This window comes from Coprobacter fastidiosus (assembly GCF_982245605.1).
The window spans coordinates 54,319-67,977 of sequence record NZ_CEVCIF010000005.1 but is presented as its reverse complement, the minus strand read 5'-3'; the positions used below and the strand labels follow the sequence as shown (position 1 = coordinate 67,977).

Annotated in this window: 9 protein-coding genes; all 9 read left to right on the top strand. The window is 32.9% G+C overall.

Features of this window, described 5'->3' with window-relative positions; all coding sequences use genetic code 11:
* The first annotated feature begins 19 nt into the window (after positions 1 to 19).
* The 9 genes from scpA (at position 20) to AC0UMU_RS02460 (ending at position 13,649) form a co-directional block, all read left to right on the top strand.
* Positions 20 to 2,161 carry a methylmalonyl-CoA mutase gene (scpA, locus tag AC0UMU_RS02500; protein ID WP_009319392.1) on the top strand — a complete coding sequence of 714 codons (2,142 nt, stop codon included), beginning with the start codon at positions 20 to 22 and terminating at the stop codon, positions 2,159 to 2,161.
* 587 nt (positions 2,162 to 2,748) lie between these two features.
* Positions 2,749 to 3,051, top strand: coding sequence for a hypothetical protein (locus tag AC0UMU_RS02495; RefSeq protein ID WP_122303791.1), 303 nt, complete (start codon positions 2,749 to 2,751; stop codon positions 3,049 to 3,051).
* Positions 3,052 to 3,106: 55 nt separating this feature from the next.
* The gene (locus AC0UMU_RS02490; protein ID WP_122303790.1) at positions 3,107 to 4,246 is read left to right on the top strand and encodes a DUF4934 domain-containing protein; all 1,140 of its coding nucleotides are present in this window, start codon (positions 3,107 to 3,109) and stop codon (positions 4,244 to 4,246) included.
* Between the two features lie 98 nt (positions 4,247 to 4,344).
* On the top strand, positions 4,345 to 4,935 hold the full coding sequence (locus AC0UMU_RS02485) for a hypothetical protein (protein WP_195595963.1): 591 nt from the start codon (positions 4,345 to 4,347) through the stop codon (positions 4,933 to 4,935).
* 16 nt (positions 4,936 to 4,951) lie between these two features.
* Positions 4,952 to 5,821, top strand: coding sequence for a signal peptidase I (lepB, locus tag AC0UMU_RS02480; protein ID WP_195595962.1), 870 nt, complete (start codon positions 4,952 to 4,954; stop codon positions 5,819 to 5,821).
* Positions 5,822 to 5,908: 87 nt separating this feature from the next.
* Positions 5,909 to 7,840: an O-antigen ligase family protein gene (locus AC0UMU_RS02475; protein WP_122303788.1), complete on the top strand. Its 1,932-nt coding sequence runs from the start codon at positions 5,909 to 5,911 to the stop codon at positions 7,838 to 7,840.
* A gap of 56 nt (positions 7,841 to 7,896) precedes the next feature.
* Positions 7,897 to 9,015, top strand: coding sequence for an efflux RND transporter periplasmic adaptor subunit (locus AC0UMU_RS02470; RefSeq protein WP_195595961.1), 1,119 nt, complete (start codon positions 7,897 to 7,899; stop codon positions 9,013 to 9,015).
* Between the two features lie 22 nt (positions 9,016 to 9,037).
* Positions 9,038 to 12,145, top strand: a complete 3,108-nt coding sequence (locus tag AC0UMU_RS02465; protein ID WP_122303786.1) for an efflux RND transporter permease subunit — start codon at positions 9,038 to 9,040, stop codon at positions 12,143 to 12,145.
* A 22-nt stretch (positions 12,146 to 12,167) separates the two neighbouring features.
* Positions 12,168 to 13,649 (top strand): TolC family protein, encoded by a 1,482-nt coding sequence (locus AC0UMU_RS02460; protein WP_122303785.1) that lies wholly within the window; start codon positions 12,168 to 12,170, stop codon positions 13,647 to 13,649.
* Positions 13,650 to 13,659 lie beyond the last annotated feature (10 nt).

The window sequence follows — 13,659 nt, the reverse complement described above, 5'->3', positions numbered from 1 at the left end:
TCAAGAAAATCGTAAAATTATGAGACCTAATTTCAAAAATATAAATATCACAACCGATGCTTTTGCCCAAAACGGGAAAGGAAGCATCTCTTGTAATCCTGAAGACAAATGGATTACGCCTGAATTGATTCCGGTAAAACCGATTTATACACAAGCCGATCTGGAAGGCATGGAACACCTGAATTATGTAGCCGGTATTCCTCCATTCTTGAGAGGACCGTACAGCGGTATGTATGCTATGCGTCCATGGACTATCCGCCAATATGCCGGTTTTTCCACTGCTGAAGAATCGAACGCATTTTATCGCCGTAATCTCGCAGCCGGACAGAAAGGACTCTCCGTAGCATTCGATTTGGCAACACACCGAGGATATGACGCCGATCACGAACGGGTAGTTGGTGATGTAGGTAAAGCCGGAGTTTCTATTTGCAGTCTGGAAGACATGAAAGTTTTGTTTGACGGTATTCCTTTAAACAAAATGTCCGTTTCTATGACTATGAACGGGGCTGTACTCCCTATTATGGCTTTCTATATCAACGCCGGGCTGGAACAGGGGGCAAAATTGGAAGAAATGGCAGGGACCATCCAAAATGATATTCTGAAAGAATTTATGGTTCGCAACACATATATTTACCCACCGGAATTCTCTATGCGTATCATTGCGGATATTTTTGAATTTACCTCCCAATATATGCCTAAATTCAATTCTATCTCTATTTCGGGATACCACATGCAAGAAGCCGGAGCAACTGCCGATATCGAACTGGCTTATACACTCGCCGATGGCTTGGAGTACCTTCGTGCCGGAGTTAATGCAGGAATGGATATAGACTCTTTTGCACCTCGTTTATCTTTCTTCTGGGCTATCGGGATGAACTATTTTATGGAAATCGCAAAAATGCGGGCAGCTCGTATGCTGTGGGCAAAAATCGTAAAACAATTTAATCCTAAGAATCCGAAATCTCTTGCATTGCGTACCCATTCGCAAACATCGGGATGGTCATTGACCGAACAAGATCCGTTCAATAATGTCGGACGTACTTGTATCGAAGCGATGGGAGCAGCACAAGGACATACTCAATCTCTACACACAAACGCCCTTGATGAAGCAATCGCATTACCGACAGATTTCTCTGCCCGTATCGCTCGCAATACTCAGATATATATTCAAGAAGAAACTTATGTAACGAAAGAAGTCGATCCTTGGGCAGGCTCTTATTATGTAGAATCCCTGACCAATGAATTGGCACATAAGGCATGGGAACATATTCAGGAAATTGAAAAACTCGGCGGCATGGCTAAAGCTATCGAAACCGGCCTTCCGAAACTGAGAATAGAAGAGGCTGCCGCACGTACTCAGGCTCGTATCGACTCAGGTAAACAAACAATCATCGGTGTAAACAAATATCGTTTGGAAAAAGAAGATCCGATCGATATTCTCGAAGTAGATAATACGGCTGTACGTAAACAGCAAATTGCCCGATTAAACGAATTGAAAGCGAATCGTGACGAAGCGGCTGTAAAAGCTGCACTGGAAGCTATTACAGAATGCGTGAAAACCAAAAAAGGCAATTTGCTCGACCTTGCTGTAAAAGCTGCAAAAGTACGTGCAACTTTGGGAGAAATATCCGATGCCTGCGAAGCTGTCGTAGGCCGTTATAAGGCAATTATCAGAACTATATCAGGAGTGTATTCATCAGAAACAAAAAAAGATGCGGATTTTGTACGGGCAACAGAATTGTCAGAAAAATTCGCCAAGAAAGAAGGTCGCCAGCCTCGTATCATGATTGCTAAAATGGGACAGGACGGACACGACCGAGGTGCAAAAGTTGTGGCAACGGGATATGCCGATTGCGGCTTCGACGTGGATATGGGACCGCTATTCCAAACTCCGGCAGAAGCTGCCCGCCAAGCAGTTGAAAATGACGTTCATGTATTAGGTGTTTCATCCTTGGCAGCAGGGCATAAAACATTAATTCCACAAGTTATGGAAGAGTTGAAGAAGCTCGGACGAGAAGATATCATCGTCATTGCAGGCGGTGTAATTCCGGCACAAGATTATGACTTCTTATATAAAGCCGGAGTCGCAGCAATTTTCGGTCCGGGATCTTCTGTTGCCAAATCTGCTTGTCAGATACTTGAAATTCTGCTGGAAGAATAACCTTTTCAGAATTAATAAAAAGGCTATTCTAAAATAAATTCTAAAAGTCTTAACCTAAATCATTATATCGGTTAAGACTTTCTCGATAACTCCTCTTACTTTACAGCCCTAATATCGGGCCAATAAAGTAAGAGGATTATTATATCCATCTCATAGTAAACTACTGCATTTTCTGTCTTGAAACAGATTATAAATACTTCCCTTCTCCATTTTTTTATCAATTAATGCAGTCTGAAAATAAATTCAATTACAGCTTTATTCTTGATATATAAAACGACTAAATACATTCGGATATATTAAAAACATCAGGGTATCTATATTATTTTAATAATAATATGACACATTATTTATATATTTTGGTCGATTATTGATATGAAACAAAATTAAAAAGATATACTTTTGAATAAACAAATTTCATGTTATAATTTATAAACATATTAATATATTATTTACTGATTTAAGAGGGAATAATATATATATTTTTCAATTTTATTTATAAGAGAGGAGGTGATATTGTACAAGAAATATTAAATGTAAAAAAAATATTAAGACAAACACTTTGTTTTTTAAATAAATAATTAATTATCATGAAAAAGAAAATTATTAGCGGAATCATTTTGGTTATTTTCGCTGGCTTTTTAGGATTCAATACCAAAATAAGTATTAATGAGCAAACCATTGACACTTCATTGAACAATTTAGAGACCGTAGCTATGGCTCAAGATGAATGGGCAGGATGGGTAAAAGGGAAAGTAATAGGAGACGTAAAAATTCCAGACAGAGACATTTTCGGAGTTATAATATATAGATATATTAGATGTTGTATAAACTCATCAGATAATAATGCCTGTAATGCTGAGGTACAGGATTATGAATGTTACAGCCTATAAAAATAATGGGGCATAAATATGTCCCATTATTATACATCACATAAAAATCTCGACTATGCAAACAAAAATAACACTTATATTTCTATTTTTTATCTTCATTACAAGTTGCCAACAAAATTCAACCCAAACGGAATTAAATAATTCAATTTTACTAGACATTGATTTCGATGATTCAAATTTAATTCATGTAAAAGATTTTATAGATCAAGTAACTTTCGTTCCATTAGAAACCAATGATAGTTGTTTAATTAGTAGAATAGCGCGAGTACATTCAATCGACACTCTTCTTTTTGTTCATGATATAAAAACAAATTCTATCAATGTATTTAATGAAAAAGGAAAACATCTATATAATGTTAGTAAAAAAGGTCAAGGACCTGGAGAATATATTTCATTAAGTAAATTTCTAATAGATGAATTAAAAAAACAGCTAATAATCTATGATGCCGATTCAAAAAAATTATTATATTATACCTTAAATGGTAAATACATTAAAGAAATTAACAAGTTCGGACAAAATGTTATAATCCGAGATATTATAAATCTTCCAGATGGTAATTTTTTATGTTATACACCCGATTATACAAAAAATATTGAATATCAAGGAATTTTCAAATTAGACTCACTAGGTAATCCTGATAAAGTATATTTCAATTCGGAAAAATATCCTATATTATTAAAAGCAACAGAATCCTATTTCAATAAGTTATCTGATGGCACAGTTACTATCGACGCAGGAGATTACAATAAAATATTTCATTTCAAAAAAGATTCTTTAAAATGTTTCATATCATATATTACAAACAGAAAAAGTCCGATAGATTATCCCAATATTGATTTTGAATCTACACTCCCTATGACTCCAATAATGGAAATCACAGAAAAAGAGAATTATATTTTAACGACATGGTATGATTTCAATGAAGAAAAAGCATATCAGGCTTTATATTCAAAAAAAACTCAAAAATTAGAATTCGGAAAATTCAAATTCAATAATGACTTAACCACAGGTATCCCATCTCTAGAGGTACATTTTAATGACCCCAACAAATTATTAAATGTAATTTACGGATACCAAATACCTGAAATATTGGAATCAAAAATGGTAAGTGAAGAAATAAAGGAAATTCTGAGAAAAGTACCTGACCCGGAAAATGCAAATCCTGTACTAGAAATTCAACATCTAAAAAAGTAATGAAAATCAAATCTTTTATAACAAAGCTATCATTATAAAAAATATTTAAACTTCTATATTATAAGAAGTTATTTGCATAACTAAATAAATTCTATAAAATGAAAAACATTATATTTTGGATCGGTATCACTATTTTAGCTATATTATCGTTTATAATTACATTTAATTTATATAACAACAATACAGATTCAATATCCGATATCGAAAAAGAAAATCAACTTATAAAAAAAATACTTACTACGGAAATTCAACAACAAAACTTCAACGGGCATTCTATCAAAATGGACGATAAAACCAAAGCAAAACTATTAAATCTATTATCAAACAATAAAAAACTTATTTTCCGAATAGCTCCTGAATATTGTGAAAGTTGTATCGACAATGCCGTTGCCGAATTATCAACAGCAGAAAATAAAATCAACGCTGATAACATAATTATAATTGCATCGATCAATAACAACAGGGACAGCCTAATAATTCGGAACCGTTTTCAAAACAGATACCAATACATTTTTCTGTCTTCCGATAATTATATGTATTTTAAAAACAGAAATGAGATCATACAATCCCATTTCTATACGGTTGACTCCACTCTTCTGCCAACACATTTATACATATATACACCGACATTTCCAAAAAGAAATAAAGAATATTTCGATATTATTGCAGAATATATCAATAAAATATAATTTTCATCATATCAAAATGAAAATACGAAAAACTATACATGATATATTAATGGGGATATTCATCGTAGGAATAACTCTTCTTGTCACGATTTGTCTTCGTATTTTCGTACTTGCATCATTCAAAATCCCCAGTGATTCTATGGAGCCATCTATCCTACCGGGAGATTATGTAATAATAAACAAGCTTGTATTCGGTCCGAGACTTTTTAAAAATTTTCATTTTATAGAAAACGGAAAAATAGAAACCATTCGCTTGAAAGGGTGGAGAAAAATAAAACACAATGATATATTAGTCTTTAATTACCCTTACAAAGAATGGGATCACTTGGGAATGGACTTAAACGTATTTTATATGAAACGCTGTGTAGGAATTCCCGGTGACACACTTTCTATTGTTAACGGATTTTATAAAGTATCTGGCTATAAAAACATTTTAGGCCATTATGAAAACCAAACACGCATATCACAATTACCCGACACACTTTTCCCTGAAAACATATTCAGGGCTTTTCCATTTGAAGGACATGAACGATGGAACATTAAAAATATGGGGCCTCTCTATATACCGAGATCAGGGGATACGGTTTTGATTACCCCCTCCAATATTCGATCATATCAACGGCTGATTGAATATGAAAATAATATACCTGCAAAAATAGTATCCGACACACTTTTATTTCTAGGAAAAAATTGTATATCAAAATATACATTTAAACAAAATTATTATTTCATGGCAGGAGATAACGTTTTCAACTCAAGAGATTCCCGTTACTGGGGACTTTTACCAGAAGATTACATTATCGGGAAAGCTGTAAGAATATGGAAATCCATAAACCCTAAAACAAAAAAAATCAGAATGGATCGCTTCTTAAAAAAAATAGAATAAGCATCGAGGAAATAAAATGATAAACATAAAAACCGACAAATTATTATAAAAACCGCCAGTTCATAGTAAAAAAATAAAACTTAATAAATGGGTATAATAAAACACATAGGAATAACTAGAAGCCAGATTATATTCAGCCTGCCTTTTCTCTTAATACTATCTACAGTTTTTATTATTATGCCCGAACTTCCTAAAGGGGTTGTCACTGGAAAATATTTTTGGTTTTATTATTGCAGCATATGGACTTGCCTAACTGTTGTACTGTTACATATAATATCCAGAAAAAATATTCGAATAAATTGGGGTGACGGATTGATAATTTTATTTATAGGATCGGTAGCGTTCTCCTCTTTTTTTATTAACAAATGTTCCATAAATACACAACTCCGATTGTTTTTTCTATGTTGTATTCTTTATTTTTCATTTCGGTTTATAATAAATAGATATCGACACATACATTATCTTTTTATTACTTTTCTCATAATTATAACTCTTGAAGAAACAATAATAGGATTAAAACAACTTTATGGTTGGAGTCTTTCAAACCATGCCCTCTTCCGACTGACAGGATCATTTTTTAATCCAGGACCTTATGCAGGATACTTATCCATCATTTTCCCTTTAGCGCTTTCATTTACCATTTTCGGAATATATATCCTATACTCCAAAACAACTTTTTCAGAAATCAACAATTTAAAATCCTTAATATCATTCATAAAAAACAATAGAAAATATACCATACTCATTTTCGTCTCAACATTATCATTTCTTTCCATACTCCTTTCATTAACAGTACTTCCTGCCTCCATGAGTCGCGCAGCGTGGATATCAACTATTGTAGGCTGTATCGTTTCCATAACAAATTGTTGTGTACAGAAAAAGAAAATAAACGAATATTATCATAAATACCTGAAATACCACAAATTTATATTACCGATAATAGTAATAATAACAGCAATAATATGTTTCAACACATATCTTTTGAAACAAGACTCAGCAAATGGACGGATTTTAATATGGAAAATTGCGATTACAAATTCTGTAAAATACCCATGGGGTGTAGGGCTCGGAAATTTTGCAGGAACATATGGAAAAATGCAATCAGAGTACTTTTCCGAAAAAGGGCACAATGATACCGAAATAAAAATTGCAGGTGCTCCCGATTATGCATTTAACGAATATATACAAATATTAATCGAATCAGGATATATATCCTTACTCTTTTTTATTTTATTGAATGGATATTCTCTTTATAAAGCATATCAAACAAAAAAATACCCAGCAATAGCAGCAATCACGGCGTTATTGACATTTGCTCTATTTTCCTATCCTTTTTCAGTGCTGCCCATTCTAATCGTTTACACATTCTTACTTGCATGGTGCAATACCTCAAATTATTTTCCAAAATGGAAAAGAACAAAACAAAAAAATTCAATATCCATTATTCTTCTAATAATAATGCTCTCATCTACTCTATATTTAGTAAAAGATAGCTACGGAAGTTATACAGCATATAAAGCATGGGAAAAACAAAAGATCTATTTTAATGCGGGAATATATGAAGATATAATACCTGAATATCAACGACTCTATCCATGGTTAAAAGACAATAAAAGATTTTTATTCGAATATGCACAATGTCTTTCAAAATCAAAACAATATTTTCAAAGTAACGAAATAATAAAAGAGGCTATAAAAATCAGCGGAGATCCAGCATTTTATAATATTGCCGGAAAAAATTATCAAGCTATGAAAAATTATCACAAAGCTGAAAAATATTATCTGCAATCTATTCATACAGTACCTAACCGTCTATATCCCTACTATTTACTTGTCAAATTATATAAGGAAATCGGAGACGAAAAGAAAAGTAAAAAATACGCTTCTATCCTGTTGCAGAAAGAACCTAAAGTGCCCTCTACTGCTATAAAAGAGATGAGAACTGAAATAAAGAAAATATTAGAAATGAATAAAGAAAATAATCATGATCTAACAAAATTCAAAGAAATATATAAATAATCTAATAAAATCAATACTTACTAATTTAAATTACAATAAAAAGTATATACATTCATATGAATATAATAAAGATTACCTTCTTAAAAAGACATTTTATTTTAATAAGTTGCTCTTTAATTTTTGCAGCATGCAATAATACCTCAAATGAAAACAGAAAAAAAAGTGAGTCCGAATTCACAAGAACTACTATCGACATTCCTACCATAGTAGAGACTAAAATATCAGAAAATAAACCTTTTTATTATGAACTGATTTCGAACGGAACACTCTCTGCCATGCGTAAAGCTGATTTAAGATTCCAGACATCGGAAATCGTTTCTGAAATATTTGTAAAAAACGGCGATTATGTAACAAAAGGACAAAAACTGGCCGTATTAGAACAGTTCAAACTTAAGAATGCTTTAGCTCATGCCAAAGATAATCTCGAAAAAGCAAAATTAGAACTACAGGATATACTTATCGGACAAGGATTCAGTTTAGCAGACAGTTCTCAGATTCCCCTTAAAATCATGAAAATAGCGAAGATTAAGAGTAATTATGACCAAAGTATGAATAATTACAAAGAAGCTGAATATAATCTAAAAGCTTCGACACTGTACGCTCCTTTCTCCGGGGTTGTAGCAAACCTATTCACCAAACCTTATAACATACCTTCCGGGGCAGAACCATTCTGTACCATCATAGATAATCAAAAACCGGAAGCTATATTTATGATTTTAGAATCAGAACTTCCGATAATAAAAAATGGGGATAAAGTAGTCATTTCACCTTTCTCAATTGAAAATTATTCTGTCGAAGGCAGGATCTCAGAGATAAATCCAATTATCGACAAAAACGGAATGGTACGAGTAAAAGCTTTAATAAGCAATAAACAGGGTAAACTTTATGACGGAATGAACATAAAAGTCAAGGTACAAAAAGAAATGGGAAATTATTTACAGATACCTAAAGAAGCCGTCGTACTCCGCAACAATAAACAAATTGTATTTACATTAAAAAATAACAGAGCTCAATGGAATTATGTAAAAACAGGAATGGAAAATTCAGAAAATTATATAATCTCTGAGGGTTTGTCTGTTGGAGATAGCGTCATATATAAAGGAAATATCAACTTAGCACATGGAACACCTGTTGTTTCAGCAAAAAGGAAATTAGGATCAAACAAAAATAATTAATCAACAACAAACGCTCATAATTATGATACGATTCCTTATCGAAAGACCCATTGCCGTTTTTATGGCGTTTACGGCTTTTTTCATTTTAGGTATAATTACCTACCTAAATATTCCCGTCTCACTATTACCAGATATTTCCATACCCGAAATCACTGTCCAAATATCAGGAAAAAACTTTTCTGCCCGTGAATTAGAAAATACATTAGTTACCCCGATTCGGGAGCAACTGATGCAAGTAAGAATGTTGAAAGATTTACACAGTGAAACGAGAGATGGAAATGCCATTATCCGACTTAATTTTGAATATGGAGCCAACACAGATCTTGTATTTATCGAAGTAAACGAAAAAATAGACGCTGCAATGAATTATATGCCTAAAGAGACCGAAAGGCCCAAGGTTATTAAAGCCAGTGCGTCAGATATACCTGTTTTAAACCTCAACCTAACAATAAACGATGAAAACAGAGATGATGATGAGTATAGTCAAAAATTTATGGAATTAAGCGATTTTGCAGAAACTGTCATAAAAAGACGCATCGAACAACTTCCTCAAGTTGCAATGGTCGATATGACGGGCGTTATGAATCGGCAAATCGTTATTATTCCAGACAATAATAAGTTAGAAATAAACGGAATTTCTTTAAATGATATCGAAAATGCACTGAATACGAACAATCTCGATGCCGGAAATATGATTATTCGAGATGGTCATTACGAATATAATATTCGCTTTTCTTCTATTTTAAGAACCATCGATGATATTCGCAATATATATATTCGCAAAAATGATCGTATATACCAAATGAAAGATCTAGCAACTATAAATTTTGCCTCTGAGAAAGAAAAAGGTATAGCCCTTTTTGGAGATAAACGTACCGTTACTTTATCTATCATTAAACAGTCTGAAGAAAATATGGCAAATATGCAAAAAACATTAAACGATGTCATTGATAATTTAGAAAAAGAATATCCCCAAATTTCATTCAATATTTCGGAAAACCAAACCGAGTTGTTAGACTACACGATTTCAAACTTAAAACAAAACCTTATCCTTGCATTCATATTTATCTGCCTAATATCAATGATATTTATGAAAGATATCAAATCTCCTCTTATCATCGGATTCAGCATGTTTATATCACTGGTAATCAGTCTTCTATTTTTTTACCTTTGTCACATATCCCTGAATATTGTTTCTTTAACAGGGCTCATTCTCGCATTGGGAATGATGATCGACAATTCTATCATTGTAACAGATAATATCGGACAGTTTATACAACGAGGTTATTCTATTACAGACGCCTGTATAAAAGGCACCGAAGAAATTATTACACCTATGCTCAGTTCTATATTGACTACAATTTCTGTATTTATCCCTCTGATTTTTTTAAGTGGCATTGCAGGAGCTATTTTTTTCGATCAAGCTTTTTCTGTAACCGTAGGTCTTCTTGTATCTTTTATTACAGGCATTATGTTTCTTCCGGTTTTATATAAACTAGTATATAACATAAATTTCGGGAAATTAGAAAAATGGAGAAGAATTTCAAAAAATAACCTGTCCGATATGAGATCAGAAAAGAATATGGTCATAGAACAATGGTACCATGCCGGAGTCAATTGGGTATTTCGACATAAAATCCTTACTGCAATCACAATGATTATAATATTTCCCATAGGTTATTGGCTATTTATAACCATACCAAAAGAAAAAATGCCAGATATCAAACAACAAGAAATGATTGTATATATAGAATGGAATGAAAATATACATATAAAAGAGAACGAAACCCGTACTCGGGAAATACTTCAATTTTTAGATACCCTTACCCTTACACGCTCAAGTTTCATAGGGCAACAACAGTTTTTACTAAATCGTGACAGAGAACTTACATCCACTGAATCGGAAATCTATCTAAAAGCAAAAAATTATAAAGAGTTACCTAAAATCAGAAAAAAAATTTCTGATTTTATTACACAACAATATCCTGAAGCAATTGTATCTTACGAACCTGTAGGCACAGTATTTGAAAAAATATTTTCAACCGGAGAACCTGATCTTGTAGTCGAATACTATACAAAAAATAAGTTTACATCTCTCAATCCGGAGACCATACAGGAACTCAATCTAAATCTATATAAACTCACAGGAGAAAAGGCCGAAAATGTACCTTTTATTCAACAATTAAATTTATGCATCGACCATGAAAAATTATTATTATACCAAGTTTCTTATAACGATATATACCAAACTCTGAAAACTGCATTTAAAGAAAATCAATTCGCTACACTTCGCTCCCATCAACAATACTTACCTATCATTTTAGGCGGAAAAGAAAAAACAATTCAAGAAATATTAGATAATGAATTAATAGAAATATCAAAAAATATAGATGGTACTCGTAATAAATTATCATTAAGCAATTTCGTCACCATTACTCCAGCACAAGACTTGAAAACTATTGTGGGTGGAAAATCCGGAGAATTTATTCCTATGAATTTTTATCATACTGATAAAGCCGAAGAAATTATATCAGCAGCACAAAAAAGTAACCCAAATGATATGTGGGAAATCGATTTTTCCGGAAGTTTTTTCTCAAATCAGAAAATGATTGGAGAAATCATGTTAATTCTTTTAATATCTGTTCTTCTAATGTATTTTATACTAGCAGCACAATTCGAAAGTTTCCTTCAGCCATTAATTGTATTATTAGAAGTACCCATAGATATAGCTGCAGCTATTGGCCTGCTTTATATTTCAGGTCATTCCTTAAATCTAATGTCCGCTATCGGATTAGTCGTTACATCCGGTATTATTATAAACGACTCTATATTGAAACTAGATGTCATGAACCAATTGCGAAAAGAAGGAATGCCTCTCATGGAAGCTATTCATGAAGCCGGACACAGAAGATTAAAAGCAATACTAATGACCAGTCTAACTTCTATTGTATGCATGGCACCATTGCTATTCAGCCATGATATGGGTTCAGAGCTGGAAAAGCCTTTAGCAATTGCTACAATAGGAGGTATGGTTATAGGTACCATCATCAGTTTATTAGTTATTCCTGTCGTATATTGGAGAATCTATCATAAAACCGAAAATAAAATCTCCATTTCCGGAACAAGATAAAATACAATATCACCAAACAGTCATGAAAATAAAACAAATATGCATTGTATCCTGCCTTTGTGGTATATGGATAAATACAAAAGCTCAAATTATGGAACTAACTCTGGAACGTGTCATTGCGATAGCTCAAGATAGTTCAATACAAGCTTTCAAAGCTAAAAATGTATATATGTCAAGTTATTGGGCTTACCGATCCTTTAAAGCAGCTCGTTTACCATCTCTGATGCTAGACATGACGCCTATGCAATACAACAGAGACTTCACAAGCCGATATGATTCCGAAAATGATCTAGATGTATATCGTAGACAACAATCATTATATAGTTCCGCCAGATTATCTTTGGAACAAAACCTTGATATTACCGGAGGTACTTTTTATGTAGATTCAGAACTAGGATATCGACGATTATTCGGTGAAACAACTTATAATCAATTTTCTACAATTCCTATCCGTATCGGATATTCTCAACCAGTATTGGGATTCAACGAATTTAAATGGCAAAAGAAAATCGAACCTTTAAAATACGAAAAAGCAAAAAAAACATTGATATCAGATTTAGAACAAATTTCGGTTACCTCTACTCAGTATTTTTTTAATCTGGCTATAGCACAAATAAATTATGATATGGCAAAAGATAATGTCGAATCAACGGATACATTATATCATATCGGACGTGAGCGACAAAAAATTACATCCATTTCCCAATCCGATTTATTAACTCTCAAACTTGATGCCATTAATGCCAAAAATACTTTGAAAAACGCTGAAATAGAACTTAAGCGTGCAATGTTCAGCCTTATTTCATTTTTAAAATTAGACCAACATTCTCAAATTAGAATAGTATTACCTGACCGCCCTAAAAACATTGTCTTATCTCCAGAGCTCGCATTACAATATGCCAGAAAAAATAATCCGGACTTTCTAAGTAATCGACAAAAACTACTGGAAGCCCAACAAGAAGTAGAAAAAACCAAACGAACCTCAAACTTAGACGCCAGTTTTAATGCCAGTATCGGATATAATCAAGTCGCCTCTAATTTCGCTGGTGCTTACCGAAAACCGTTGGAACAGGACATTATTTCTATCGGTATACGTATTCCTTTACTTGACTGGGGTGTACGAAAAGGGAAAGCTAATATGGCACGAAATAACCTAAATATTACTAAACTTACAATAGAACAGCAAGAACAAGAATTAGAAGAAAACATATTAATGACCGTAAATGATTTTAACGTGCAACAAGACCTTATAATTAGCGCAGAAGAAGCTCTTTCCCTCGCCAACACCGTGTACGAAACGACCAAACAACGCTTTATGATCGGCAAAGCCGATATTAACAGTCTAACTTTATCTCTGAACCGTCAAACATCTGCTCGTAACAATTACATAAATGCCCTAAAACAATACTGGATAAGCTATTATACGATACGTCAACAAACCTTATATGATTTCAGGAAACAAGAAACATTATCAATCATTTTTGAAAAGATTACCGGTTTATAGATTAAGGGAA

Excerpts from the sequence above, each read along its gene's own strand:
- scpA (WP_009319392.1), top strand. The coding sequence starts at position 20 with ATGAGACCTAATTTCAAAAATATAAATATCACAACCGATGCTTTTGCC.
- AC0UMU_RS02495 (WP_122303791.1), top strand. The coding sequence starts at position 2,749 with ATGAAAAAGAAAATTATTAGCGGAATCATTTTGGTTATTTTCGCTGGC.
- AC0UMU_RS02490 (WP_122303790.1), top strand. The coding sequence starts at position 3,107 with ATGCAAACAAAAATAACACTTATATTTCTATTTTTTATCTTCATTACA.
- AC0UMU_RS02485 (WP_195595963.1), top strand. The coding sequence starts at position 4,345 with ATGAAAAACATTATATTTTGGATCGGTATCACTATTTTAGCTATATTA.
- lepB (WP_195595962.1), top strand. The coding sequence starts at position 4,952 with ATGAAAATACGAAAAACTATACATGATATATTAATGGGGATATTCATC.
- AC0UMU_RS02475 (WP_122303788.1), top strand. The coding sequence starts at position 5,909 with ATGGGTATAATAAAACACATAGGAATAACTAGAAGCCAGATTATATTC.
- AC0UMU_RS02470 (WP_195595961.1), top strand. The coding sequence starts at position 7,897 with ATGAATATAATAAAGATTACCTTCTTAAAAAGACATTTTATTTTAATA.
- AC0UMU_RS02465 (WP_122303786.1), top strand. The coding sequence starts at position 9,038 with ATGATACGATTCCTTATCGAAAGACCCATTGCCGTTTTTATGGCGTTT.
- AC0UMU_RS02460 (WP_122303785.1), top strand. The coding sequence starts at position 12,168 with ATGAAAATAAAACAAATATGCATTGTATCCTGCCTTTGTGGTATATGG.